Annotated in this window: 23 protein-coding genes and 2 pseudogenes; 12 read left to right on the forward strand and 13 right to left on the reverse strand. The window is 71.2% G+C overall.

Translation table 11 applies throughout. The annotated features are described in order from the left end of the window. The first annotated feature begins 47 nt into the window (after positions 1-47). A complete protein-coding gene (locus OH735_RS23765) occupies positions 48-1676 on the forward strand; it encodes a flavin monoamine oxidase family protein (RefSeq protein WP_406383549.1) in 1629 nt (542 codons plus the stop codon). 185 nt (positions 1677-1861) lie between these two features. Here OH735_RS23765 and OH735_RS23770 read toward each other — a convergent pair. Both OH735_RS23770 and OH735_RS23775 read right to left on the reverse strand, forming a co-directional pair. Further along, positions 1862-2377 (reverse strand): annotated as a pseudogene (locus tag OH735_RS23770) (IS701 family transposase); the annotation flags it as partial. Between the two features lie 645 nt (positions 2378-3022). Next, entirely contained in the window at positions 3023-4498 is a 1476-nt protein-coding gene (locus tag OH735_RS23775; RefSeq protein WP_406383550.1) for a purine-cytosine permease family protein, read from the reverse strand. A 283-nt stretch (positions 4499-4781) separates the two neighbouring features. On the opposite strand from OH735_RS23775, the gene OH735_RS23780 reads away from it, so the two are divergent. Next, positions 4782-5984, forward strand: coding sequence for an RNA-guided endonuclease InsQ/TnpB family protein (locus OH735_RS23780; RefSeq protein ID WP_406383551.1), 1203 nt, complete (start codon positions 4782-4784; stop codon positions 5982-5984). 47 nt (positions 5985-6031) lie between these two features. Here the strand turns inward: OH735_RS23780 and speB are convergent, their stop codons facing one another. Further along, on the reverse strand, positions 6032-7048 hold the full coding sequence (gene speB, locus OH735_RS23785; protein ID WP_266356449.1) for an agmatinase: 1017 nt from the start codon (positions 7046-7048) through the stop codon (positions 6032-6034). 104 nt (positions 7049-7152) lie between these two features. Here speB and OH735_RS23790 point away from each other — a divergent pair, with 104 nt between their 5' ends. Next, a complete protein-coding gene (locus OH735_RS23790) occupies positions 7153-7914 on the forward strand; it encodes a TetR/AcrR family transcriptional regulator (protein WP_406383552.1) in 762 nt (253 codons plus the stop codon). Positions 7915-8215: 301 nt separating this feature from the next. On the opposite strand, the gene msrA is transcribed toward OH735_RS23790, so the two are convergent. Next, a complete protein-coding gene (gene msrA, locus OH735_RS23795) occupies positions 8216-8884 on the reverse strand; it encodes a peptide-methionine (S)-S-oxide reductase MsrA (RefSeq protein ID WP_406383553.1) in 669 nt (222 codons plus the stop codon). A 70-nt stretch (positions 8885-8954) separates the two neighbouring features. Beyond that, positions 8955-10058: a hypothetical protein gene (locus OH735_RS23800; protein WP_406383554.1), complete on the reverse strand. Its 1104-nt coding sequence runs from the start codon at positions 10056-10058 to the stop codon at positions 8955-8957. A gap of 68 nt (positions 10059-10126) precedes the next feature. Between OH735_RS23800 and OH735_RS23805 the strand changes: the two genes are divergently transcribed. Then, entirely contained in the window at positions 10127-11272 is a 1146-nt protein-coding gene (locus tag OH735_RS23805) for a cystathionine gamma-synthase (protein WP_406383555.1), read from the forward strand. A 212-nt stretch (positions 11273-11484) separates the two neighbouring features. On the opposite strand, the gene OH735_RS23810 is transcribed toward OH735_RS23805, so the two are convergent. The 4 genes from OH735_RS23810 to OH735_RS23825 form a co-directional block, all read right to left on the reverse strand. After that, the gene (locus tag OH735_RS23810) at positions 11485-11670 is read right to left on the reverse strand and encodes a DUF1059 domain-containing protein (RefSeq protein ID WP_266748176.1); all 186 of its coding nucleotides are present in this window, start codon (positions 11668-11670) and stop codon (positions 11485-11487) included. 71 nt (positions 11671-11741) lie between these two features. Next, positions 11742-11987 carry a hypothetical protein gene (locus OH735_RS23815; protein ID WP_406383556.1) on the reverse strand — a complete coding sequence of 82 codons (246 nt, stop codon included), beginning with the start codon at positions 11985-11987 and terminating at the stop codon, positions 11742-11744. Beyond that, complete coding sequence (locus OH735_RS23820; RefSeq protein WP_406386703.1) at positions 11984-12478, reverse strand: sigma factor-like helix-turn-helix DNA-binding protein; 495 nt, start codon at positions 12476-12478, stop codon at positions 11984-11986. Before OH735_RS23820 ends, OH735_RS23815 begins: the two co-directional genes overlap by 4 nt. A gap of 97 nt (positions 12479-12575) precedes the next feature. Then, complete coding sequence (locus OH735_RS23825) at positions 12576-13106, reverse strand: MarR family winged helix-turn-helix transcriptional regulator (protein WP_406383557.1); 531 nt, start codon at positions 13104-13106, stop codon at positions 12576-12578. A gap of 156 nt (positions 13107-13262) precedes the next feature. On the opposite strand from OH735_RS23825, the gene ilvA reads away from it, so the two are divergent. Continuing rightward, entirely contained in the window at positions 13263-14492 is a 1230-nt protein-coding gene (gene ilvA / locus OH735_RS23830; protein ID WP_406383558.1) for a threonine ammonia-lyase, read from the forward strand. Positions 14493-14581: 89 nt separating this feature from the next. Then, positions 14582-14707 (forward strand): annotated as a pseudogene (locus OH735_RS23835) (ABC transporter permease); the annotation flags it as partial. 65 nt (positions 14708-14772) lie between these two features. On the opposite strand, the gene greA reads toward OH735_RS23835, so the two are convergent. Both greA and OH735_RS23845 read right to left on the reverse strand, forming a co-directional pair. Continuing rightward, the gene (greA, locus tag OH735_RS23840; RefSeq protein WP_406383559.1) at positions 14773-15270 is read right to left on the reverse strand and encodes a transcription elongation factor GreA; all 498 of its coding nucleotides are present in this window, start codon (positions 15268-15270) and stop codon (positions 14773-14775) included. A 183-nt stretch (positions 15271-15453) separates the two neighbouring features. Further along, on the reverse strand, positions 15454-15870 hold the full coding sequence (locus tag OH735_RS23845; protein ID WP_406383560.1) for a DUF4307 domain-containing protein: 417 nt from the start codon (positions 15868-15870) through the stop codon (positions 15454-15456). Between the two features lie 97 nt (positions 15871-15967). Between OH735_RS23845 and mca the strand changes: the two genes are divergently transcribed. Continuing rightward, entirely contained in the window at positions 15968-16849 is an 882-nt protein-coding gene (mca, locus tag OH735_RS23850; RefSeq protein ID WP_266748183.1) for a mycothiol conjugate amidase Mca, read from the forward strand. A 1-nt stretch (position 16850) separates the two neighbouring features. Further along, the gene (locus OH735_RS23855; RefSeq protein WP_406383561.1) at positions 16851-17084 is read left to right on the forward strand and encodes a hypothetical protein; all 234 of its coding nucleotides are present in this window, start codon (positions 16851-16853) and stop codon (positions 17082-17084) included. Positions 17085-17188: 104 nt separating this feature from the next. Here OH735_RS23855 and OH735_RS23860 read toward each other — a convergent pair whose 3' ends face one another. Continuing rightward, on the reverse strand, positions 17189-20431 hold the full coding sequence (locus OH735_RS23860) for a tetratricopeptide repeat protein (protein ID WP_406383562.1): 3243 nt from the start codon (positions 20429-20431) through the stop codon (positions 17189-17191). A 416-nt stretch (positions 20432-20847) separates the two neighbouring features. On the opposite strand from OH735_RS23860, the gene OH735_RS23865 reads away from it, so the two are divergent. The 4 genes from OH735_RS23865 (at position 20848) to OH735_RS23880 (ending at position 25335) form a co-directional block, all read left to right on the forward strand. Further along, positions 20848-21345: a SigE family RNA polymerase sigma factor gene (locus OH735_RS23865; RefSeq protein ID WP_406383563.1), complete on the forward strand. Its 498-nt coding sequence runs from the start codon at positions 20848-20850 to the stop codon at positions 21343-21345. Continuing rightward, complete coding sequence (locus OH735_RS23870) at positions 21338-21736, forward strand: hypothetical protein (protein ID WP_406383564.1); 399 nt, start codon at positions 21338-21340, stop codon at positions 21734-21736. Before OH735_RS23865 ends, OH735_RS23870 begins: the two co-directional genes overlap by 8 nt. 145 nt (positions 21737-21881) lie before the next feature. Next, positions 21882-23186 carry a mannosyltransferase family protein gene (locus tag OH735_RS23875; RefSeq protein ID WP_406383565.1) on the forward strand — a complete coding sequence of 435 codons (1305 nt, stop codon included), beginning with the start codon at positions 21882-21884 and terminating at the stop codon, positions 23184-23186. 112 nt (positions 23187-23298) lie between these two features. Beyond that, positions 23299-25335 (forward strand): thioredoxin domain-containing protein, encoded by a 2037-nt coding sequence (locus OH735_RS23880; RefSeq protein WP_406383566.1) that lies wholly within the window; start codon positions 23299-23301, stop codon positions 25333-25335. An 80-nt stretch (positions 25336-25415) separates the two neighbouring features. On the opposite strand, the gene OH735_RS23885 is transcribed toward OH735_RS23880, so the two are convergent. Further along, a complete protein-coding gene (locus OH735_RS23885; RefSeq protein ID WP_406383567.1) occupies positions 25416-26048 on the reverse strand; it encodes a TetR/AcrR family transcriptional regulator in 633 nt (210 codons plus the stop codon). Positions 26049-26125 lie beyond the last annotated feature (77 nt).

A 26125-nucleotide genomic window follows, 5' to 3' on the forward strand; every position in this document is an offset into this window, starting at 1 on the left:
ACCTCCTTTCCCCAGGCACCGCTCCCTTTCAGAGGAAGGACTTCGGCATGGCCGGATTCCAGGGCCGTACCCGTCTCAGCACCCAACTGCGCGCCATGTTCTCGGCGCACGAAGAAGCGGCACGCACCGGTGTGCCGGTGGAGGAGATCCAGGGCCGGCGGGCAGCCGCCGTGGCCGAGGGCGCGAGCCGTCGGCAGTTCCTGCGCGGCGCTGCGGGCGGCGTCGTGGTCGCCGCGGCCGGCGGACTCGGCGTCAACTCGCTTCTCCAGGCCCCGGCGGCCAACGCCGCCACCGCACCCAGGGTGGTCATCGTCGGCGCCGGCCTGGCCGGCCTGCGGACCGCACACGACCTGTACCGCAGGAAGGGCATCGCCGCCACGGTCTACGAGGGCAACACCCGGGCCGGCGGCCGGTGCTGGAGCCTGCGCAACTTCTTCGACGCCGGCCATGTCGTCGAGCACGGCGGCGCCTTCATCAACACCGACCACACCGCCGCCCGTGCCCTGGTCAGCGCGCTCGGTCTGCCGATGATGACCGTCAACGGCGGCAACCAGTCGCCGTACGGGGACAAGTACTGGATCGACGGCGCCCTCTACAGCACCAAGGAGGCCAACGCCGACTGGAAGGTGATGCAGCCGAAGTTCGCCGCCGAACTGGCCGCCGCGCCCTATCCGCAGACCTACGGCAACTACACCGCGCGCGGCCGCCAGTTGGACCAGATGACGGTCGACGAGTGGCTGGCCGCCAACGTCCCCGGCGGCCTCGGCAGCCGGTTCGCCAAGCTCATGCAGTCCAATGTGATCTCCGAGTACGGCCTCGACGCCAGCCGGCAGCCCGCGCTGAACCTGATCTACCTGCTGGGCTGGAACGTCCCGGGCTCCATCGCCCCGCTCCCCGGCGGCGACGAGAAGTATTCGGTGGTCGGCGGCAACGACCAGATCGTCACCGGGATGATCAACCAACTGCCGTCCGGCACGGTGCAGTACGGGAAGAAGCTGGTGGCGGTCAGGTCCAACCCCGACGGGACGGTCACCTGCACCTTCAGTGACGGCTTGGCCACCACCGACGTCACCGCGGACAAGGCCGTCCTCGCGCTGCCCTTCATGACACTGCGCGACTGCGACCTGAGCGGCGCCGGTTTCTCGGGGCTGAAGACACAGGCGATCCAGAAACTGGACCTGGGCGCCAACGCCAAGCTCCACGTGCAGTTCACCACCCGGCCGTGGGTCGCGCAGAAGTACGGAGGTGCCGCGTACACCAACCCCGACTCCGTGCAGACCGTCTGGGACGACACCGCAGGTCAGGCGCTGCCCCAGGGCATCCTGTGCCAGTTCCCCGGCGGCTCCCAGGTGACCGGCGGCTGGACGGGCGCGGCCTTCGACACCGCCCCGGCGGCGCAGGTCAGCACCTTCCTGTCCAAGATGGAACCGATCTTCCCCGGTGTCACGGCCGCGTACAACGGCAAGGCGTACCGCGACGCCTGGTTCCTCAACCCCTGGTCCAAGGGCGCCTACACCTGCCCCCGCGTCGGCCAGTACACCACCCTCTGGGGCGCCCAGCCCGCCCCCGAGGGCAACGTGCACTTCGCCGGTGAGCACACCTCCCTGGACAACTTCGGCTACCTCGACGGCGCCATCGCCTCCGGCGAACGGGTGTCGAAGGAAATCGCCCCCTGAGCCCGTCCACTGAGCCCGTCCCCTGAACCCACTCCCCGAGCCCGTCCCCCGAGCCCGCTACGGCCCCGGACCACCCTCCGGGGCCATGCGGAATCGCCGATCCGTGTGATCGAGTGTTTGCAGTGGCGGCACATGGACTCCTCCACAAGCGCGGTACCGGCCTGAAGGCGGATCTCACTGGTTGAAAGTCCCCGTTCGATCAGGACGCGAGCCAGTTCCGGCTTGGTCGCGAAGACGGTTTCCTCGCCCAGCCCGGCCGCCCCGCATCGCCCAGAGTCGGCAGTCCAGGACCGTGGGACGTACAGCTCCCGGTCCACCGCCGCGTGCCCGCGGGCGCCCGCATGGACGAGATAGACGGCGACCTGGGAGTTCTCGATCCGTCCGGCGGTGCCGGTGTACTGGCGCTGGACCCCGACGGTGCGGATGCCCTTCTTCACGTCGCCGGTCTCGTCCACGACCAGCACCGCCGCCTCGTCATGGAGATGTTCGACGACGTACTCGCGCACGTCATCACGCACGGCATCAGCGTCCCGGGACGCGCGGCACGGCAGGTGCTGCATACTGTGCGGAGTATTCTCCCCGGCCCACTCCGCGATCGTCCAGCAGTTCTTGCGCGGCAGGTCAGACAACAGCCCCAGCACCAACCGGCTGGCCCTCAAACGGGGTTCGACCCGGGCGAATCGGCCCGCGATACGGCCCATGGCCACCTCGAACGCCTCCCGCCAACGACCGGGATCTATGCCGTGACCTGCGGCCACCGTCTCTTCGTAAGTCCACACAACTCACGATGATCAACGGTGGCCGCACCCGTTCCCAGACCGCCCCACCAGCCAAGTCTGAGATGGACCAACATCGCATGTGCGGCATCCATCGCCGATGCCGCAGCATCCGCCACTTCCGTGGGCCCCGCGAGGGAGACATCCATGGCCAGCTTGGTCATAGCGGCTCTGGTGGTCTCGCTCTCCTTCATCAGGTCTTCGAGAAGCCCTCTCTCAACCCAGGAATCGGCAAACGGCTCGCTCCGACCCTCCTGGGTATCGAGCCACAACTGCTCCGCTACGTATCCGTCCCGGTTGATCCAGTAGGCGGGATCGCGATGGCCCCGCCCCGACGACAGCTTCTTCCGGAGCGCGGGCGAGCCGTGTCCAGCGCAGAGCTGCGCAGCCGTCTCCGGCCGGGCCGGGAATTTTCTCCCTCGCGTACGCAGGTGTGAAACAGCACGCACGGCACATCGCCACGCAGGTCGTTCGACGGCTCCGCCGGGTTCGTCTTCCGCTACCCCGACACCAGCTCCACTCCTTCCTTGAGACGACGTGACGGTACTGCCGCGATCTGCGGCATCACGCTCAAGCGATGGCGGCCGTCGACCGGGCGGACTCGACAGCTCGGTCTTGGCGGACCCGGTCGAGTTGGCGGGAGTAGAGGGAGTGGAAGAGGACCGTGTACGTCAGGCCGCCGACGAGTGGGCCGAGCAGCGCGGACACGTCCGCTCCGTTCAGCGCCGACGCGACAGGTCCGACGTACAGCGAGTTGAGGCACAGCAGCGCGGCGCCGGTGCCGAGGAGCTGGGCGGCAAGCCCGGCCACGTTGATGCCGCCGTGGTACCAGTAGGCGCTGGTGGGGGTCTCGTTGTGCAGCGCGGGGCCGCGGTAGTGGTTGCGGCGCAGGATGACGTCGGCGACGCTGATCGCGAGGCCGGGGCCGAGGACGGCGACGGTGAGTTCGAGGATTTCGTTGAGTGCGTCGAGGAAGTCGGTGATGAACAGCGCATAGACGGTGATGGCGGTGGCGGCGAGGCCGTCGAGCAGGACTGCGGCCCACTGGCTGATGCGGACGCCCACGGCCTGCAGTGCGAGGCCGGAACTGTACGTGGTGAGGATGTTGTTGGCGACGGAGCCGAGGACGATGGCCAGCAGGAGCAGTGGGTAGAACCAGCCGGGCACAATGTCTTTGAGTGAGGTCTGTGGGTCGGTCATGTCGACGGCAGTGCCGGCGAGTACGCCCACGATGCTGAGCAGGACGGTCGGTACGAAGCCGCCTAGCGTCGTCCACCATGCCACGGCTCGTGGGGACGCGTCGGCGGGCAGGTAGCGGGCGTAGTCGGCGCCGCTTCCCCACGACAGCGGGACGGACGCGATGATCGCGAAACCGATCAGCAGTGCGGCTCCGAGGTCGGCGCCGTGTGGTGCCCCTTCGGGGACATGGCCGGGTTCGGCGTGGGCGACGACGAAGCCGGCCAGAAGCACCAGCGTGGCCGTCAGTGTGGCGGTGAACAGCGGGCTGAGGCGCAGGATGAGGGCGTGGCCGTAGACGCTGACGAGCAAGGTCGTGCCGGCGAGTACGGCGACCACGGCTGCCTCGACCGCTGTCGTGACCGTAATGCCGAGGTAGTCGAGCAGCGCGAACCCGGCCAGCGCCCCCAAGCCGAGATTGACCGCCGCATACGCGACGCACACCGACCAGTTCGTGGCCAGCGAACCGACCCGGTTGCCGCGGATGCCGTAGGTCGCGCGCGTCAGCACGCTGCACGGGGTTCCGGACACCGGGCCGGAAATGGCGAGGATGCCGTTGAACGCCCAGAAGAGGTTGCCCGCCACGATGACGGCGAGGCTCTGCCACAGGTCGAGGCCCAGCAGTACGAGGGAGCCGCCGAGGACGACCGACAGGAAGTTCACGTTGGCGCCGGCCCAGACGAAGAGCATGTCCCGGGGCTTGCCGTAGCGCTCGCTTTCGGGGATGTGCTCGATGCCGTATGTCTCTACGTGGGCGGCGGGCGGGTGCTGCGCAGTGTCGGTGGTTCTGGCGGATTCGGGCGTGGTCACGGACGGTCCTTCCAGGCTCGGGAGACGGGCGGGCGGTAAGGAGGGAGCGCGTCTGCGGTACAGCCATGGCGGCCCGGGGTTCGAGGGCCGGGGGCGGCCGGGTGAGGCCGCACGACGTCTCCGGCCGCCGCGTTCATCGGATTCCTCCGTGGATACTCCGCCCTTCAGGGCGGAGAGGAAACGGACTCCTGCGGAGCAGGGCAAGGAGCGGAGTTTCGCCCCCGGGGCGAACAGCCGTGCTGTGACCCGCAGATTTGATCTTAACTCGCAGCACCGCTAGTTTGTGAGCGTGACCACGAGCTGTGTGAAGCGGGCGTTCAAGTACCGCTTCTGTCCGACCGATGCGCAGGCAGCCGAGCTGTCGCGCACGTTCGGTTGCGTGCGGAAGGTCTACAACCTGGCGCTCGCCGCCCGCACGGAGGCATGGGTGCGGCAGGAGCGGGTCAACTACAACGCAACGTCGGCGATGCTGACGGCGTGGAAGAAGACCGAGGAGCTGGCGTTCCTCAACCAGGTCTCGTCGGTGCCGCTCCAGCAGACGCTGCGGCACCTGCAGACCGCGTTCACCAATTTCTTCGGCAAGCGGGCGAAGTACCCGCGCTTCAAGTCGCGGAAGAAGTCGCGGAAGTCGGCGGAGTACACTACCAGCGGGTTCCGCTTCCGTGACGGGGCGCTGACCCTGGCGAAGATGACCGAACCGCTGGACATCGTGTGGTCCCGGCCGCTCCCCCAGGGGGCGAGGCCGTCCACGGTGACCGTTTCCCAGGACGCGGCGGGACGCTGGTTCGTCTCGTTGCTGTGTGACGACCCGTCCATCCAGCCCCTCCCCGCCACCGACAGCGCGCTCGGAATCGATGCCGGCCTGGACCACCTGCTGACCCTCTCCACCGGGGAGAAGATCGCCAACCCCCGGCACGAACGCCAAGACCGCGCCCGACTCGCCAAAGCTCAGCGGAAACTGTCCCGCAAGGCCAGGGGCGACGGCGCCAACCGGGCCAGGGCCCGGCGCAAGGTCGCCGAGATCCACGCGAGGATCGCCGACCGTCGCCGTGACCTGCTCCACAAGCTGACCACTCGTCTCGTGCGTGAAAACCAAACGCTCGTGATCGAGGACCTGACCGTGCGCAACATGGTCAAGAACCACACGCTCGCCCGAGCCATCTCGGACGCGAGCTGGAGCGAGTTCCGCTCCATGCTGGAGTACAAGGCCGCCTGGTACGGGCGCGAGGTGATCGCCGTCGACCGATGGTTCCCCTCGTCCAAGCTGTGCTCCGCCTGCGGCACCCTCGCCGAGAAGATGCCGCTGAACGTCCGTACCTGGACGTGCGACTGCGGAACGACCCACGACCGGGACGTGAACGCAGCGAAGAACCTTCTGGCCGCCGGGCTGGCGGTAACAGTCTGTGGAGCTGGTGTAAGACCTCAACGGAGTTCTCCGGGCGGGCAGTCGGCGACGAAGCAGAAACCCCCACGGCGCGAGCCGTAGGAATCCCCCTCGTTCACGAGGGGGAGGAAGTCAACACTGGGTCTTGCTCACTTCGCTGCGGTGCCGCGTCCTTCGAGCAGCGGGCGGGCCGGCTGCCAGGTGTCGCCGCGGCGGCGGGCCGCGATCCCGGACAGGGCTTCGAGCACGATCCGGTTGGCGAGCATGGCGGTGATGTCCGCGTGGTCGTACGGCGGCGACACCTCGACTACGTCGATGCCGACGACCGGGAGTTCGAACGCCAGACGCCGGACGGTGTCCAGGAGCTGTCGGGACGTCAGGCCGCCGGGCTCGGGGGTGCCGGTGCCCGGTGCCATGCCCGGGTCGACCACGTCGACGTCGATGGACAGGAACACGCCGTCGCACTCGTCGAGCGCGATGCCCATGGCCTCCTCGACGCACACGTCGAGGCCGCGTGTGACGATCTCGCTCATCTCGTACGAGCGCATGTCCTGGTCGGCCATCCAGTCCAGTGTCTCGGCATCGGGCCAGTAGCCACGCAGGCCCATCTGGAGGAAGCGGTCGCCGCGCACGGCTCCGGACTCCAGCAGGCGGCGCATCGGTTGACCGTGCCCGTGCAGGTGGCCGAACTCGATGTGCGCGGTGTCCGCGTGCGCGTCGAAGTGGATGACCGACACCCGGCCGAAGCCGTGGTGGCGGGCGACGCCGGTGATGTCCGGCAGCGCGATGGTGTGGTCGCCGCCGAGTACGAGCGGGATCGCACCGGAGGAGGCGATGGCGTGCACGGCCTTCTCGATCGCCTGGATACTGCTCTCGATGTCGCCCGCGAACATCTCCACGTCGCCGGCGTCCAGGACGCGAAGATCCGCGAGTGCGTCCACGCGCAACGGCAGCGACGGTCGCGAGGCGTCGGGGGCGAGGTAGTCGGTTGACCGGATCGCCTGCGGGCCGAATCGGGTGCCCGGGCGGTGGCTCACGCCTCCGTCGAAGGGGGCGCCGACGATCACGACGTCGGCACCCCGGTAGGTGTCCGGCTCGTCGAGGGTGCAGGTCTCGACTCCGTGGAACGTGATGTCCGGGCCGAACATCGTGCCGTAGCGACTCATGGTGCTCTCCTTGCACAAATCGCTGACTTTAAAGTCAGCATCAGGTGGGCTGACTTTAAAGTCAGGGAGTCGGCCGCGGCAAGAGGTGTGCAAGGATCGAATCCGTGAACAAGGCAACCGGCACCACCGCACCGACCGCCAAAAGCGCCGCCCCCGGCGGGGTCACCGGTGGCCGCGACGGCATCCTGCAGGCCGCGGTGGAACTCATCGCCCGGGACGGGTTCGACGGCGTCCGCATCGCCGACATCGCGGCCCACGCCAAAGTCTCCACCGCCTTGGTGCACTACCACTTCACCGGCCGCGACCGGCTGCTGACCGACGCGCTCGCCTACTCGCTCACCCGCGCCGAAGCCCGACTGGAAGGCCGGACACAGAGCTCCGACCGCGAAGCGCCGGCCGAACGCCTCGCCGACCTCATCGACTTCGGACTTCCGCTCACCCACGACGACGTCCTCGAATGCCGCCTGTGGAGCGAGCTGGAGATCCGCTCCACCGGGTCGGGCGAACTCACCGCCGCCCTCGCCGAACTGCGCCGCCGCGTCCTGGCCCCGCTCGTCGCCGCCATCGAAGACGGCCTGGACTGCGGCGACTTCCACGACTGCGCCCCCCGCGACGTGGCCACCATCGCCATGGCCCTCCTCGACGGCCTGACCAACCGGCTCCTCACCGACCCCGGTTCCCTGTCGCTCGACGACGCCCGCCGCCTGGCCGGACACCAGCTCGCGCTCGCAGTCGGCTATCGCGGCACCCTCCCCTTCCAACCCCTCCCCGGCCCAGGCCAGCCACCGCCCCAGCCCCCACCCAACCGGGCCACCCCCCGCCGCCGCCGCGCACCGCGAGCCCCCTCACATCCGACGAACACCTGAGCACCCCACCCACCGCACACGCCAGACCCACGACCTGCAGTGCCTCGCCGCTACCTCTGCAGCAGCCGTCGTCGTCGTCACCGACCGCCCCGCAAGCCCAGAGCCGCTGAGAACAGGGCATCACGGCCGGGCCACCCCCAGGGCTTCGGCGGGCCTCTCGGTGTTGTGGCGCGGCCGCGAGGCCGGCTCGGTCCCAGGCCATACCGGCCGTGGTGGTCGCGAAACGTGTGGGCGACGGGCGGACCCGACCGCCAACGTTCGCGCCACAGTCTCGCCAGCAGCTCGGGGGCGAGGTCAGGACTCACTTGTCGTCGGCCGGAGCGACACCGATCGGGCAGGAAACACCCGTGCCACCGATCCCGCAGTACCCGTTGATGTTGCGGTCAAGATACTGCTGGTGATATGTCTCGGCAGGCCAGAACGTGCGGCCCTCCGCCGGGAGGATCTCCGTGGTGATCTCGCCGTAGCCGGAGCCCGTGAGGACCTTCTGGTAGGCCTCGCGGGAGGCTGCCACGGCTGCTGCCTGCTCGGGGGAGTGGGTGTAGATCGCCGAGCGGTACTGCGTGCCCACGTCGTTGCCCTGGCGGAAGCCCTGGGTCGGGTCGTGGGACTCCCAGAACAGCTTCAGCAGCTCGGCGTACGAGACGGTCTTCGGGTCGAAGACGACGCGGACCGCTTCCGTGTGGCCGGTCAGGCCCGAGCAGACTTCTTCGTACGCGGGGTTCTGCGTGTAGCCGCCCTGGTAGCCGACGAGCGTCGTCCAGACGCCGTCCGTCTGCCAGAATTTACGCTCGGCGCCCCAGAAACAGCCCAGTGCGAAGTCGGCGACCTCCAGGCCCTCCGGGTACGGGCCCAGCAGAGGGTTGCCGAGGACCGTGTGGCGGGACGGGACGGTGAACTCGGGGGTGGGGCGGCCCTTCAGGGCCTCCTCCGGGGTGGGGAGCTGCGGGGTACGGCGGTGCAGGAACATGCGGGGGCTCCTCCGGGGTCGGTCTGCCCCCGCTACAACGCACGGGGGGCGTCATGGATTCCGTACGCGGCTACCGCGGCAGTGTCGCCGGGCTGCCGCCGTTCGCCTCGTAGCCGGCGACCGCCAGCGCCCGGTAGACCGTGTACTCGGCGGCCGGGTCGGGGCTCTGGGTCCACGGCAGGGCGCCCACGTGGCCGTCGATGTGGACGAACTGGTTCATCGCCTCCGACCAGCGTTCCATCCGGACGAGGAAGAGGACCAGCAGATGCCGGACGTGGGCGAGCATCGGGTCGTCCGCACGGGCCGCGTGCACCGCGAACAGGGCGCCCTCGACCGCCTTCGTCACCACCGCGCTGCGGTAGAAGCCCTGCACGAGATTGACCTCGGGCAGATGCTCGTACACCGCGAAGAGCGGCAGCGCGGCCAGCAGGGAGCCCTGCGGGGCGCGGGCGGCGGCCGTGGTGGCGAAGCGGTCGGCCGCCTCGCGGGAGCCGTGCCACTTCTCGCACCAGTAGTGCAGCGCGGCGATGTGCGCGCCCATGTGGGCGGGGGCCCGGTCGATCACCTTCGCCCAGAGCCGGTCGAACTCCTCGTGGGAGTAGCCGAGTCCGCGGGAGACGGCCAGTTCGACGATGTACGGGACCGGGTCGCCGGGCGCCAGCAGTGCCGCCTGGCCGCAGACCGTACGGGCCTCCTCCAGGATGATCCGGAAGTCGTCCGTCCCCGCGGTCGAGGAGCGCCACGCCTGCTGCACCAGGAACTCGGCGTGCACCGCCGCACCGCCCGCGTCCTTCGGCGCCTCGGCCCGCCACGCGCGCAGCCACGCACCACCCACACCGGGCTGCTGCGCCAGCTCCAGCGAGGCGGCACCGGCGAACGCCTGCACCCGCTGCCAGCGCACCTCGCCCTCCTTGGGCGTACCGGCCAGCAACTGCGAGGCCGCCCGCCAGTCCTGGGAGCGCTGCACGACGTCGAGCACATCGAGAAGATCCTGGTCGGGCCCCGGCAGCCGGATGTCCAGTTCCTCCTGGCGGGCGAAGCCGTACGTGTCCGGGTCGGCGGCGTCCGGCGAACCGGGCAGGACCTGTCGGATACCGCCGCGGCGGCGCAGCACGAAGGGACCGACGACCGCGGCGAGCATGCACAGCGCGAGCAGGAACCAGAGAATCTCCATGTCCCCATTGTCACCGGACGGCCCGGTGGCCCGGTAGGCGCCCTCGGGACGAACTACGCTCGGGCCCCATGAGTGACCAGCAGAGTTTCGAGACTCTCGCGATCCACGCGGGAAATACCGCCGATCCCCTCACCGGCGCCGTTGTTCCCCCCATTTACCAGGTGTCCACGTACAAGCAGGACGGTGTGGGCGGACTGCGTGGCGGCTACGAGTACAGCCGCAGCGCCAACCCGACCCGTACCGCACTGGAGGACAACCTCGCGGCTCTGGAGGGCGGCCGTCGCGGGCTCGCCTTCGCCTCCGGACTCGCCGCCGAGGACTGCCTGCTCCGTACGCTGCTCAGCCCCGGCGACCACGTGGTCATCCCGAACGACGCCTACGGCGGCACGTTCCGGCTGTTCGCGAAGGTCGTCTCGCGGTGGGGCGTGGACTTCTCCGTCGCCGACACCTCGGACGTGGCGTCGGTACGGGCGGCGATCACCCCGCGTACCAAGGCGATCTGGGTGGAGACCCCCTCCAACCCGCTGCTCGGCATCACCGACATCGCCGCGATCGCCTCAGTGGCCCGCGCGGCGGGTGTGCGGCTGGTCGTCGACAACACCTTCGCCAGTCCCTACCTCCAGCAGCCCCTCGCCCTGGGGGCCGATGTGGTGGTGCACTCCACCACCAAGTACATGGGCGGCCACTCGGATGTCGTCGGCGGTGCGCTGATCGTCAACGACCCGGAACTGGCCGAGGAGTTGGCGTACCACCAGAACGCGATGGGCGCGGTCGCCGGACCGTTCGACGCCTGGCTGGTGCTGCGCGGCATCAAGACCCTCGCGGTCCGCATGGACCGGCACAGCGAGAACGCGACCAAGATCGCCGATCTGCTGACCCGGCACCCCAAGGTCACCCAGGTCCTCTACCCGGGGCTGCCCGAGCACCCGGGCCACGAGATCGCCGCCAAGCAGATGAAGGCCTTCGGCGGCATGGTGTCCTTCCGGGTCGTGGGCGGCGAGGAGGCGGCGGTCCACGTCTGCAACCGGGCGAAGCTGTTCACCCTCGGTGAGTCGCTGGGTGGTGTCGAGTCGCTCGTGGAGCATCCGGGCCGCATGACGCACGCCTCGGCGGCGGGGTCCGCGCTGGAGGTGCCGGCCGACCTCGTCCGGCTCTCCGTCGGCATCGAGTCCGTCGACGACCTGATCGCGGATCTGACGCAGGCGCTCGGATAGTGCCCGCCCGGCGGGTCGGGGTCGCGCCTCACTGTCGGGCCCCGGTCCGCTCGTCGTCCGGTGATGCGTCCGGTGATGCGTCCGGTGATGCGTCCGGTGATACGGCTGGTGATGCGTCCGGCGATGCCCGGCCCCGTTCGCGCGGCACCACGTCAGGCACGGGCTCGGGCCCGGGCTCGGGTTCGGGCTGGGGCTCGGGCCCGGGTTCGGGCTCAGGTCTTCTCGTCGTCCAGCGATGCCCGGATCTGTTCGCGCAGTTCCGGGCTGTCGGTGTGCTCGTGGACGGAGACCGCGTGTTCCGCCGCAGCCCGTACGACTTCCTCTTCCTCGCCCGAGATGGTGAGTGAGCAGTTCGTGACGCTCGGATACTTGCGGCAGTCGGCGACTTTCCTGGTCATCACAGCCTCCTCGGCCGGTTCCCACGGCGCCCCGTTCCAGGATAGTTCGACGGGTCGCCCGGAACCCGTCCTCACCAGCCTTCCAGCGGCGGCGTCGTCTCGGCGGGCGGCACCTGCCACGGCTGGGCCGTCACCGCCCACACCAGGAACGCGACCACCGCGGCGCAGGTCAGCAGCAGCATCAGCCGGTGGGCGAGGCGCCGCCGGCGCAGCAGGCGGGCGCCGCGCTCGGCCGCCCGCTGGGCGAGACCGGCGGGGACCTGCGGGTGCGGACCGTCCAGCATGTGCCGGACCTCGTCCTCCCCGCTGCGGCTCACGGCGCGGTCTCCAGGGGCCGTTGCCATCCGCGCCGGGCCGTGGGGCGGCGGGTGCCGCGCAGCGTGGCGACCGAGCGGTTGCAGATCGCCCGGACCCGGTCCACCGAAAGCCCCAGCAGCGCCGCGGCCTGCTCCTCCGCGACTCCTTCGTACAGCCGGAGCACGAGGACCAGGCGTTCCTGCGCGGTCAGCCGGTCCAGCAGACCGCCGCGCGGGCGGTGGTGGCGCCAGACCTCGTGGGCGAACCGGACGGCCAGCTCCCGCCGGGTGCGGTCGTACGGGTCCTCGCCGCGCAGCCGTTCCCATTGTGCGTAGGTGCGTGCCAACGCGGCCGTGAGCATCCGCTGGGCCCGGGGGTTCGCGCCGGGCGGCCGCAGGGGTTCGCTGGTGAGCAGCGTCGCCGTGTGCAGCAGTCGGCCGGCCGCGCCCGCCACGAAGGTCTCGAACTCCTGGGCGCGGCGCCGCTCCCGGCCCGCCTGGCGCTCTCGCACAGTCCTCATCCGAGCCTTTGCGGGGGCTCCTGGTCAAGAGGCGTGCGCGCGGCAGCCCTTCAGCGGCTGCGGGCGCGGCCGGCTGCCGCTGTTGCGCTCATCCGGTCCGGGGAGCGTGGCGCGTGGCCTGCCGGGCGGCCAGTGCCGTGTTGAACCGGGTGAGCAGCGTGCAGAACGTCTCGCGCTCCTCGGGCGTCCACTCGTCCGTCACCTGCGTCATGAGTTCGCGGCGGGAGGCGCGGACCTCCTCCAGTCGTGCCTGGCCGCGCGGCGACAGCTGGAGCACGACGGCCCGGCCGTCCTCCGGGTGCGAGGTGCGCTTGACCAGGCCGGTGTCGACGAGCGGTGCGACCTGCCGGGTCACGGTCGAGGAGTCGATTCCCATGCCCGCGGCCAGTGCCTTGACGCCCATCGGACCTTCCCGGTCCAGCCGGTTGAGCAGCAGGTAGGCGGCACGGTCCATGGAATTGCGCACCTCGCCGACACCGCCGAGGCGGGTCTGCTCGGCACGTCGGGCGAATACCGCGACCTGGTGCTGCAGCGCATCGAGGACGTGGTCGGAACCCGTGGATTCGGGGGTGGCGCCCCCGGAAGGAGACGCAGCTGTCGTCATGTCCTGAGGGGGCATGGCCGGGGGCTCTCTTCGTGCGGTGTCGGATGGGTGGGGGACAGAGTACGCGGCCTTCGTGCAACGCGTACCAGCGCTGCACAAACCTGTGGACAACGGGGCGGGCCGGGATCCTACGAGGCGTCCGGCACCCCGCCGAGCTGCAAGACTTGCGGTATGAACTTCTCGGCGACCGGCTCTTTTCCCCCGCTGATTCTCGATGACGTCCTCGGGGCGCAGAAGATGCTCTCCGGTGTGGCCAGGGTGACCGCCATGGAAGGCAGCCGCCACCTGACGGAGCTTGTCGGCGCGCCGGTCCACTTCAAGTGCGAGAACCTGCAGCGGACCGGTTCGTTCAAACTGCGTGGTGCATACGTACGGATCGCCGGGCTGTCCCCGGTGGAGCGGGCGGCCGGAGTCGTGGCCGCGAGCGCCGGAAACCATGCGCAGGGTGTCGCACTCGCGTCTGCGTTGCTCGGCGTACGGTCGACGGTCTTCATGCCCGTCGGGGCGCCGCTGCCGAAGGTGGCCGCCACCCGCCAGTACGGGGCGCAGGTCCGGCTGCACGGCCATGTCGTCGACGAGACGCTGGCCGCCGCCCAGGAGTACGCGCAGGAGACCGGCGCGGTCTTCATTCACCCCTTCGACCACCCGGACATCATCGCGGGACAGGGCACGGTGGGCCTGGAGATCCTCGAACAGTGCCCCGAGGTGCGCACCATCGTCGTCGGGATCGGCGGCGGCGGTCTCGCCGCGGGCATCGCGGTGGCGGTGAAGGCGCTCCGGCCCGATGTGCGGATCGTCGGCGTGCAGGCGGCGGGGGCGGCCTGCTATCCGCCGTCGCTGGCCGCGGGGCATCCGGTGTCGATCGGCTCGCTGAACACGATGGCGGACGGCATCAAGGTGGGGCGCCCCGGTGATGTGCCGTTCGGCCTGGTGAAGGAGCTGGTCGACGAGGTCCGTACGGTCTCCGAGGACGAGCTGTCCAGTGCGCTGCTGCTCTGTCTGGAGCGGGCGAAGCTGGTGGTGGAACCGGCCGGCGTGAGCCCGGTCGCGGCGTTGCTGAGCGATCCGAAGTCGCTGCGCGGGCCGGTGGTCGCGCTGCTGTCGGGCGGCAACGTGGACCCGTTGCTGATGCAGCGCATCCTGACGCACGGCATGGTCGCGGCCGGCCGCTATCTGAGCCTGCGGCTGCGGCTGACCGACCGCCCCGGCGCGCTGGCCACGCTGCTGGCCGTGCTCTCGGTCGTCGACGCCAATGTGCTCGACATCGGCCATGTGCGGACCGATCCCCGGCTCGGGCTCACCGAGGTCGAGGTGGAGCTGCAACTGGAGACGAAGGGGCCGGAGCACTGCGAGGAGGTCTCGGCGGCGCTGCGTGACGCGGGCTACCTCGTGATGAGCTGACCTTTGTGTGTCGCGATGTATCGCGTTACGGTGCCGGCGCGCCGCCCGGTGACCGCGCGCGTGTTCGCCGGATGTATTCACCGGGCGTCGGCGTGTCGCCGTCGGACGCCTGGCCGATGGTGCACCCGGTCCGGGCGTCGCTGCTCCGGTCGCTGCTGATCCTGGTGGTCTTCCGCACACTGGCGGTGCGCAAGTACCGGCAGGTCGCGGTCTGAGAGATGCCGCACACGTGAGGGAGCCTCCGGCCCGCCGGAGGCTCCCTCACGTCAGTGGTGCCGGATCAGCCCGTGTACGGCTTCGCCGCGAGGATCCTCACGGTGGCCATCTTGCCGTTCGGCAGTTCGTACTCGGCGTCCTCGCCCATCTTCTTGCCGTTCACGCCGGTGCCGAGCGGGGACTGGGGGGAGTACGTCTCGATGTTCCCGGTCGCGTACTCACGCGAGGCGAGCAGGAAGGTCAGGGTGTCGTCCGGGTCGCCGTCGAAGGCGATCGTCACCACCATGCCGGGCTCGACCACGCCGTCGTCGGCGGGCGCCTCGCCCACCTTCGCGTGCTCCAGGAGCTGGGTGAGCTGGCGCACGCGCAGCTCCATCTTGCCCTGCTCCTCCTTGGCCGCGTGGTAGCCGCCATTCTCCCGGAGGTCACCTTCCTCACGGGCCGCCGCGATCTTTACGGAGATCTCCGTGCGCGCGGGACCAGACAGGTACTCCAGCTCGGCCTTGAGCTGGTTGTACGCCTCCTGCGTGAGCCAGGTGACGTTTTCGCTGGTCTGGGTCACAGGGTGCTCCTCGTCGGTACTGGGTATACAAAGCATCGCCCTACCCGTAAGCATGTGCCTCCACGGGTGGGCGAAACCACGAGCCTAACAATTCCCCGGGAAAAGGGGGAGAAGGTATTCTCCGGGGCTGCGTTTTACGCGGGTCAGCACCGGCAAGAGCGATGAAGCGCCGGCGTGCGGCGGTTAACGCGCCGCCCCGCCGTCGGTGGTGCAGCCCAGCAGCTCGACGCTGGTCGCCCTGGACGTCGTACGCAGCGACAGCACGCGGTCGACACGGTCGGTGCGGTCGTCGAAGCGGAAGTCCTTGCGGGCCACCTCGCTGCCGTCCTCGTGCCGCGCTCGGAGGGTGCAGTAGCCCTTGGCGTCCTTGTCCTTGCGCACCTCCAGGTGCACATCGACGCGCGCGTCCGAGACGACCTGGCGCTTGATCACCTCGGCGCTGATCCCCTGCCCGGTGATGTAGTCGTAACCGATCCAGCCGACCACCCCGAGCAGGACGACGCCCAGCACCGAGCCGATGATCCTGAGCCTGCGGTCCGCGCGCTGGTCCGCGGAGCGGCCGTAGCGGTTCTCCGGGAGCGCTTCGCGCACCGCCGTCATGATCGTTCCTCCTGTGCCGGGGATCGAGGAATTTTCCGCCCCCCGGTTCGGTCACTATAGAAGCCTGCCCACGCGCCCAAACACTGAGGATCGAGTCTTGACTGAGCAGCTACGACTGATGGCCGTTCACGCCCACCCCGACGACGAGTCGAGCAAGGGCGCGGCCACCATGGCCAAGTATGTGTCCGAGGGGGTGGACGTGCTGGTCGTGACCTGCACGGGCGGCGAGCGCGGCTCCATCCTCAACCCCAAGCTCCAGGGCGACGCGTACATCGAGGAGAACATCCACGAGGTGCGCAAGAAGGAGATGGACGAGGCCCGGGAGATCCTGGGTGTCGGCCAGGAGTGGCTCGGCTTCGTCGACTCGGGTCTGCCCGAGGGCGACCCGCTGCCGCCGCTGCCGGAGGGCTGCTTCGCCCTGGAGGACGAGGAGAAGGCCGCCGGCCGCCTCGTCCGCAGCATCCGCGCGTTCCGGCCGCAGGTCGTCACGACGTACGACGAGAACGGCGGGTACCCGCACCCCGACCACATCATGACCCACAAGATCACGATGATCGCCTTCGACGGCGCGGCGGACGCCGAGCTGTACCCCGAGTCGGAGTTCGGCCCGGCCTGGCAGCCGCAGAAGCTCTACTACAACCAGGGCTTCAACCGGCCGCGCACGGTGGCGCTCCACGAGGCGCTGCTGGCCCGCGGCCTGGAGTCCCCGTACGGCGAGTGGCTGGAGCGCTGGAAGGAGTTCGAGCGCGACGAACGCACGCTGACCACGCACGTTCCGTGTGCGGACTTCTTCGAGATCCGCGACAAGGCGCTGATCGCGCACGCGACGCAGATCGATCCCGACGGCGGCTGGTTCCGGGTCCCGATGGACATCCAGAAGGAGGTCTGGCCGACCGAGGAGTACGAGCTGGCGAAGTCTCTCGTCGATACCTCCCTCCCCGAGAGCGACCTCTTCGCGGGCATCCGCGACAATGCCTGATATGTACGCGACCCAGGCACTGACCCATCTCGTCCCTCTCGCCAAGGAGGTCGACGACAACAAGGTGACCCCCGGCGTCCTCGGCTTCCTCGTCTTCGCGGCGCTCGCCGCCGGCGTATGGCTGCTGATGAAGTCCATGAACCGGCACATGGGCAAGGTCGACTTCGTCGAGGCCCCGGACCCGGCGGAGGAGTCCGAAGCCCCGGTGGCGGCGGGGTCCGCGAAGCGGAAGTAGGCGCGGGGCGGTACCGGGACGTCCGGTGACCGCACCGTACGCCTGACGCGCGCCGCCCCGCCCCGTGCGCCTGACGAGCGCCGCCCCGGCCGGGGCGGCGCTCGTCAGGCGCCGGACGGGCTGGTGGCGGGCGGGACCGGTACGCCCATGACCTCCCGGGCGTGGCGCGTCGGTGTCAAGCCCAGGCGCCACGCCTGCCAGCCGTCCTCCAGGTCCACGCCGCGGTTCAGCACCACCCGGTACGCCTCGGCGCAGTCCTCCAGCTTGCTGTCCCGCGCCCGGTGGCCCGCCAGGAGCAGGTCGGCCAGTTCCTGCTGGGCCACCGCCGTGCCCACCTCGCTGCCGCCCGGCGACGCGTACGGCAGCAGCGTGCAGCGCAGGAAGCGGGCCCAGTCCGCGCCCCGCGTGTCGCCGTAGGAGCCGAACAGCTCCGCCGCCTCGCCGCACAGCTCCAGCGCCTGCGGGGCGCGGTTGTTGCCCGCGTCGATCAGGGCCAGCTCCAGGCACGTCCACGCTTCGCCGTGGGCGACCCCGATGCGCCGGAAGTCTGCCCGGGCGTCGGCCAGGAGCTGACGGGCGAAGCCGGAGTTGCGGAGGTTCCCGGTCTGCGCGGCCCGCTGGTCCCGGGTGACCCGGCCCGAGTGGTGCCGGGCGCACGCCAGCCCGTACACGTCCCGCATCCGGGAGAACATCGTGCGGGCCCGCTCCAGCTGCCGCACGGCCTGGTCGGTGTCGCCGTTCTCCTCCAGGGCCTGGCCCAGGTAGTACCGCGTCCACGCCTCGCCGCGCGCGTCCTCGTTGTCGCGGTGCCGGGCCAGGGCCAGGTTGAGCTCCTCGGCAGCCAGGGCCGGGTCGCCGTCGAGCAGCCGCGCGCGGGCCAGCTGGGTCAGCGCCCACGCCTCGCCGCGCTCGTCACGGGTGCGGCTGTACAGCTCCAGGGCCGTGCGCAGCGCGTCCTTCGCCCGCGCCACGTCGCCCATCCGCAGCAGGGTCTGGCCCAGCTGGAACCGCGTCCACGCCTCGCCGTGCAGCGACTCGCCCTCCCGGTGCAGGGCCAGCGCCGTGTCCAGGAGGGTCAGCGCCTCGGCCAGGTGGGCCCGGTCCCGTTCGACGGCGGCCAGGGCGTGCAGCGACCAGGCCCGGTCCTCGGCCTGCTCCTCGGAGGACTGCAACGCGATCGCCTCGCGCAGCCGCGCCGACGCCTCGGTCAGATTGCCCTGGTGGTGCAGGGTGATGCCGAGCGAGCAGAGCGCCAGCGCCGTACCCGCCTCGTTCTGCGCCTCGCGGTAGAGCCCGACGACCGACGACAGCGTGGTGCGGGCCTTGTCCAGCTCGCCGAGCTGACGGGCCGCGATGCCGGTGCGCCACTGCACGGACCGCTCCAGCAGCCCCTTGTCCACGGCCTGCGTCAACTCGCTGATCTCGCCCAGCCGGTAGAGGTCGCCGCGCAGCAGGCAGTAGTCGCACAGCGCGCCCAGCAGATCCAGCACGGCCCCCTGGTCGACGCCCTCCGCGTGCCGCAGCGCCGACGTGATGAAACTCGACTCGTCGTCCAGCCAGCGCAGCGCCGAGTCCAGCGAACCGAAGCCGTGCGAGCCGAACTGCCCGGCCCGGGTGGACATCTTGCCGTCCACCATACGGATCACCGCACCGGCCAGCTCCGCGTAGTTCTTGATCAGCCGCTCCTGCGCGGACGTACGGTCCGCCGCCGTCTCCTCGTCCCGCAGCCGGTCCAGGGCGAAGCCCCTTACGAGGTCGTGGAGCCGGTAGCGCGAGCCCCGTACGTGGTCCAGGAGCCCGGCCCCGGCCAGGGCCGTCAGCAGCCGTTCGGCCTCCTGTTCGTCGGCGCAGAGCAGCGCGGCCGCCGCCGCGGCGCCCAGGCTGGCCCGCCCGGCCAGCGCGAGCCGGCGCAGCAGCCGCCGCGCCTGCTCGGACTGGTCGGTGTAGCGCAGCCACAGCGCCCGCTCGACCGGCGCGAGTGGACCGTACGCGGCGAGATCGGCGGCGAGCACGCCGCGGGTACGTGCGCCGAGCGAGGAGCCCGCTATGCGCAGCGCCAGCGGCAGCCCGCCGCACAGCTCCACGACACTGTCGGTCGACCGGGCGTCGTACGGCTCCTCCTTCGTCGCCCCGGCCGCCTCGCGCAGCAGCTCCTCCGCGCCCGCCGCGTCCAGCGCGCCGACCGGCAGGTGATGGACCCGGGCCGGAATGCCGGCGGACAGCTCCAGGGGCTCGCGGGCGGTGACCAGGACGAGGCTGTCGGAGCGCTCGGGGACCAGCGTGCGGACCTGGGCCGCGTCGGCCGCGTCGTCGAGGACGATCGTCACGGGCGTGCCGGTCAGATGCTGGTGGTACAGCTCGCTCAGCCGCCGCACCTGCTGCTCGGCGGAGGCCCTCTCGCGGAACAGCAGCTGCTCGCGGGGCGCGCCCAGCCGGTTCAGCAGATGCAGCAGCGCGTCCCGGGTCGGCAGCGGCGCCTCCCCGGACCCACCGCCGCGCAGGTCCACCACGCACGCGCCCCGGAACTGGTCCTTCAGGCTGCGTGCCGCCCGCACCGCGAGCGTGGTGCGTCCCGCGCCGGGCGTGCCGTGCAGGATGACGACGGTCGGCTTGGTCTCCGTCGACGCGCGGGCCTCGCGCACCCACTGCGCGATCTGCGCCAGCTCGGCCCGTCGGCCGGCGAACGGCCCGTCGGCGGCGGGCAGATGGCCGAACGACTGGTCGAGGACCGCGCGCATGCGGGCCGCGGCGCTGCGGTCCCCGCCCCGCAGCTGCGGGGCGGTCCGCGACTGCACGGGGACCTTCTTCGCGGGTGTGCGCGACGACGCGGTGAGCATCCGCTGCTGGTCGATGAAAGGGCGGATGCCCCGTACCTCCAGCGCCGCCAGCCACTGCAGCCGCAGCTGTTCGGTGCCGCCGGGCTGGCCGAGCGCGCCCGCGCGGCGGTGGGCGGCGGGCCAGTGCGACGCGGTGACCTTGGCGACCGTCGCCGTGGCCCCCGCGACCGCGACGACGGCGCCCGCGCCGAGAGCCGGCCCCGTCGCCGTACCGAACGCGACATCGGCGCCGAAGGCGGCGATCGCGGCAACTCCCGTGACCAGTAGGGGAGTTCCGAGAGTTTCCCGGCTGAACCGCTGCGACAGCGGCTGCTGCCCGGCCTCCGCCGCGTCCAGCGCCTGGAGATACGCGGCGTACTCGTCGGCCGCGGCGGCCGTCAGGGAATCGAGCTCCGCCCGCCCGCGTGCTGTCAGCGCACCGGCGTCGGCCCGCCCGCCCGAGCGCAGTACCTCTTCCTCGATGGCGCGTACCAACAGCCCTTCGGCTTCCGCCCGATGGCTGTCCCGCATGTGAATCCCCCTCCGGATACGACGAAGAAACCCGCCTCGGCCGATGTCGCCGCCCAGTGTCCTGCGTACGGCGCGACGGCGCGAGGGGGGCGAGGCGGCCGACCGGGCCTGAGAGAGGATGTGGGTGTGCCGTCTCGCCCCAGAGGCTGTCGGGTGACCTCCGATCGGGCGGTCACGCCCTGGATCGGAGGTCACCCGACAGCCTCTGCACCGTGAGACTTCCCCGTACCCGAGCCGCCATGCCGGTGGGCCGGCAATCCGCCTTGCCGGTGGCGAAGGCCGGCTCGGGGCGTTGGGCCGGCCGGGCCGCGCGGCCGTGTGACGACCGTCACGCCGGTTTCTCGGGGTCCGTGTAGTCCGGACGCGGGGTGCCGGGCGTATGCCCGGTGAGACCGAGGAGATCCAGGAGCTGTTTGTTGACCGTCGAGGAGTTCGAAGAGTTTTATGCGCAGACGGTCGGCCGGCTGACGGGGCAGTTGTTCGTGATGCTCGGTGACCAGCACGAGGCGCAGGACGTGGTGCAGGAGGCTTTCGTCAAGGGATGGAGCCGACGGCGTCACCTCGACCGTGACGGGCAGCCCGAGGCATGGATCCGTACGGTCGCCTGGCGGCTGGCGGTGAGCCGCTGGCGCGGGCGGCGCCGCGCGGCGGATGCCTGGCGGCGCAGCGGTGCCCCGCCTCATGCGGAGGCGCCCGGACCGGAGTCGGTGGCGCTCGTGGAAGCGCTCCGGGATCTGCCGGCCAAGCAGCGCCGCACGCTGGCCCTGCACTACGTATGCGATCTGACGGTCGAGCAGATCGCCGCCGAGACCGGTCTGGCGGCCGGCACCGTCAAGACGCATCTCGCCCGGGGCCGGGCCACGCTCTCGCACCGCCTGCAGGATCCGCGTACCGAGGAGGGGCCCAGTGTCTGAACCCGACGACCCGTTGCGGTCCCTGCTCAAGGAGGCCGCGGCCACCGGCCGGTCCCGGGCCCGGTCCGCTCCGCCCTCGTACATCACCGCGCGCGGGCAGCGCGTGCGCAGGCACCGGATTCTCGTGCTGGCGGTCGGCGCCTGCCTGGTCCTCTCCGGTACGGGCGCGGCCGTGGCGACGCTCCTGCCCGACAGCACGGGCACCACCGTCCCGGCCACCACCCCCTCCGCCCCGCTGCCCTCGCCGCTGCTCTCCCCGCCCCGTACGAGCCCGTCGGCGACGGGCACCCCGTCTCCCGACCGGAGTACCTCGGGAACCCCGACCACCCCCGGCCGGACCGCCTCGGAGACACTGGCCACGCCCACCCGGAGCGCCAGCACGCCCCCCTGACATCCCGCGATATCCCGTATTCCGCACCCCGGACCGCGCCGACCGGGGCCGCTCGGCCCGTGCCCCGTGCCCCGTGCCCCGTGGCCGTGCACCGCCCGGAGGGGCACCAGGCGCGTACATCCGATCCAGGCCAGGAGATCCTGTTGTGACCCTTTCGACCCCCCAGCGGCCGCGTGAAAGCCCGCCCGCCCGGACCGGGACCGCTCCCGGCACGCCGTCACCGGGCACGACATCCTTCGGCCGGCGGTTCGTCCGGCTCTGCCGCCGGCTGGGGCCCGCCGACCGCGAGGTGCTGTGGCTGTACCTGCTGACCCGGGTGGGCATCTGGACCACCGCGTACTGCATGCGCTGGCTGTTCGCCGACGACCGTCAAAACCGTGCCCCCGCCTCGTTCTTCGCACCGTGGCAGCGCTGGGACTGGTGGCACTACCTGCACATAGCCCAGGACGGCTACTTCCCGGGCGGGTCCGGCCCCTGGATATCCGATTGGGACAACAGAGAAGCCTTCTTCCCCGGCTTCCCGTACCTGCTGCGGGCCGTCCACACCGTCGTCCCGAGCTGGCCCGCGGCCGGTGCGCTGATCTCCTTCGTCGCCGGCGGCGTCGCCGTACTGGCCCTGGCCCGGATCGCCCGGCTGCACCTGCCGCCCAGGGACGTGGATCAGCTGCCGCAGAACAACGCGGGAAGCGCGGGACACCCGCCCCAGGAGAACGCCGGACAGCGCGCCGCCCTCTTCTTCCTGCTCTCCCCGTGCGCGGTCTTCCTGGCCGCCGGCTACACCGAAGCGCTCTTCCTCGCCCTGGCCCTGCCCGCCTGGCTGGCCGCCCAGCGCCTCAACTGGGTGCTCGCCGCCGCCCTGACGTCCCTGGCCACCACCGTCCGGGTCAGCGGCCTCTTCCTCGCCGCGGCCCTCGCGGTCCACTTCCTGGTCACCGCCCGCACCCCCGCCCACTGGCGCCGTCTTCCCTGGCTGGCGCTGCCCGCCCTTCCGCCGCTGCTTTACAGCTGGTACCTGCACACGCACACCGGCGACTGGATGGCCTGGAAACACGCGGAGGAACGCGGCTGGTACCGCGACTTCCACGCCCCCTGGGAAGCCTGGCGGAACACCTGGCACGCGGCCTTCGGACACTCCCAGAGCACCGGGTACGCCCTGATGTCCCAGGCCGAACTCCTCACCATGGTGATCGGCATCGGCCTGTGCGCCGTCCTGATCCGGCAGCGGCGCTGGCCGGAAGCCGTGTACATCGCCCTGACCCTGTGGGCCCTGGGCACGTCCTACTGGTACACCTCCATCCCGCGCGCGACCCTCCTGTGGTGGCCCCTGTGGACCGGCCTCGCCGTCTGGAGCCTGCGGCGCCGCCACGTCAAGACCGCCTATCTCACCGTCGCGGCACCCCTGATGACCGTCTTCGCCGTCACCTTCCTCTCCGGACGGTGGGCGGGCTGACCCGGCCCCCGGCCCTGCACCCGTACCCCGGCACGTACCCCGCTGCGCACCCGCCCGTGAGGCGTCCCGTGGCGCCTGGGCATGCCCCCGCCGAGTGCGCAAGGATTGGGGCATGCCCAACCGACTCGCGCACGCCACGTCCCCGTACCTCATTCAGCACGCGGACAATCCCGTTGACTGGTGGCCGTGGGAGCCCGCCGCCTTCGAGGAGGCGCGCCGGCGTGACGTGCCGGTGTTCCTGAGCGTGGGGTACAGCTCCTGCCACTGGTGCCACGTCCTCGCCCACGAGAGCTTCGAGGACGAGGAGACGGCGGCCTTCATGAACGAGCACTTCGTGTCCGTGAAGGTGGACCGCGAGGAGCGGCCCGACATCGACGCCGTCTACATGGAGGCCCTCCAGGCGGCGACCGGCCAGGGCGGTTGGCCGATGTCGGTCTTCATGACGCCGGACGGTCAGCCGTTCTACTTCGGTACGTACTTCCCGCCCGAACCGCGCCACGGGTCGCCGTCCTTCAAGCAGGTGCTGGAGGGCGTACGGGCGGCCTGGGACGGGCGGCCCGACGAGGTGGCCGAGGTGGCGCGGAAGATCGTGCGGGACCTGGCCGGCCGGCAGCTGGACTACACGAAGGCCGGACTCCCCGGCGAAGCGGAACTCGCCGAGGCGCTGCTCGGCCTGACCCGCGAGTACGACCCCGCCTCCGGCTGGTTCGCCGGCGACACCCGGTTCCCGCCGAGCATGGTCGTCGAGTTCCTGCTCCGGCACTGGGCCCGGACGGAGTCCGAAGGGGCCCGGGACATGGCCGAGGGGCTGTGCGCGGCCATGGCGCGGTCGAGCCTGTTCGACCAGGTGGGCGGGGGCTTCCACCGGTACGTACTGCGCCGGCCCGACGGACCCCTGATCCCGCACTTCGAGAAGATGCTCTACGACAACGCGCTGCTCTGCCGGGTGTACGCCCACCTGTGGCGGGCGACGGGCTCGGAACAGGCCCGCCGGGTCGCCCTGGAGACCGCCGACTTCATGGTGCGCGAGCTGCGTACGGCGGAGGGCGGCTTCGCCTCCGCGCTCGACGCCGACAGCGAGGACGGCACCGGACGGCATGTCGAGGGCGCGTACTACGTGTGGACGCCCGAGCAGCTGCGCGAGGTCCTCGGCGATCAGGACGCGGAGTTCGCCGCCGCGTATTTCGACGTGACGGAGGAGGGCACGTTCGAGGAGGGCGCCTCGGTCCTCCGGCTCGCGCGGACCGGCACCGACGCGGACGCGGACCGGGTCGCCGGCATCCGGGCCAGGCTGCTGGCCGCCCGTGAGCCGCGCCCGCGTCCCGGGCGGGACGACAAAGTGGTCGCCGCCTGGAACGGCCTGGCGATCGCCGCGCTCGCCGAGACGGGGGCGTACTTCGGCCGGCCCGACCTGATCGAGCGCGCCACCGAGGCGGCGGACCTGCTGGTACGGGTCCACATGGGCGACGTCGCCCGGCTGGACCGGACCTCGAAGGACGGCCGGTCCGGCGGGCACGCCGGGGTCCTGGAGGACTACGGCGACGTCGCGGAGGGCTTCCTCGCCCTGGCCTCGGTCACCGGCGAGGGGGTCTGGCTGGACTTCGCCGGCTTCCTGCTCGACATCGTGCTCCAGCACTTCACCGGCGAGGGCGGGCAGCTGTACGACACGGCGGACGACGCCGAGCAGCTGATCCGCCGCCCGCAGGACCCCACCGACAGCGCCACTCCGGCGGGCTGGACGGCGGCGGCCGGTGCGCTGCTCTCGTACGCCGCGCACACCGGCTCTCAGGCCCACCGCGCCGCCGCCGAGGGCGCGTTGGGGGTGGTGAAGGCGCTCGGGCCGCGGGTTCCCCGGTTCATCGGCTGGGGGCTGGCGGTCGCCGAGGCGCTCCTGGACGGGCCGCGCGAGGTCGCGGTCGCCGGGTCCGTCGGCGGCGCACTGCACCGTACGGCGCTGCTGGGGCAGGCACCCGGCGCGGTGGTGGCGGCGGGGGAGACGGCGGGGACGGAGTTCCCGCTGCTGGCGGACCGGCCGATGGTGGGCGGGGCGCCGACGGCGTACGTGTGCCGGCACTTCGTCTGCGACGCTCCGACGACGGACCGGGAGGAACTGGCGCGGGCCCTCGGACCGGACCCGTCGCAGGACTGAGAGCGGAGCCGTACGAGGACGACTGCCGCAGCCGCGCGACGGCTGTGGTCGGAGCCCCGGCTACGCAGCAGGCGCCCCGGTCACAGAGTCAGGCCGCCTTCGAGCCTGTCCAGTGCCTGGTGGACCAAAGCGATCAGGTCGCCCTCCTGACCGTGCTCGCCCCAGTACAGCGTCACCTCGCGCAGCGCCCCCAGCACCGCCGCGACGAACACCCGGACCTCCAGATCGTCGGGGCTGCGCCCGCTGCGGTCCGCGAGTGTCCGGGCCAGCACCTTCGCCGTGTCCGACATGGTCTCCGCCACCCGCGCCCGGACGGCGGGGACCTCCACCATCAGCCGGGTGCGCTGCCGCAGCTCCTCCTCGTCGCCCGCGAGGAACGCCGTCAGCGCCTCGGTCATGATGAGCCGCAGCGAAACCAGCGGAGGCTCGTCGGCCGGCCGGTTGCGCAGCTCGGTTTCCATGACCGGGTCGTACTCGTCGGTGAGGACGATGTCCTCCTTGGTCGCGAAGTACCGGAAGACGGTGCTCGGCGACACCTCGGCCGCGTCCGCGATCTGCTCGATCGTCGTCGCCTCGTACCCCTGCTCGGAGATCAGCCGGTACGTCGCCCGGCGGATCGCGATCCTCGTCCGGAGCTTCTTCCGCTCGCGCAGCCCCGGCCGGGGCTGCGCGCCGGGGGCGGAAACGGAAGGGGGACGGGAGGTTGCTTCCATGGTCGTCATTGTCGGCCATGGAAGGGCGCCCGGGCCATGTCCGTACCCTTCGTCGCTCCCCGTCCGTACGCTCCCGC

The organism is Streptomyces sp. NBC_01618 (assembly GCF_045209435.1).
Classification (GTDB): domain Bacteria; phylum Actinomycetota; class Actinomycetes; order Streptomycetales; family Streptomycetaceae; genus Streptomyces.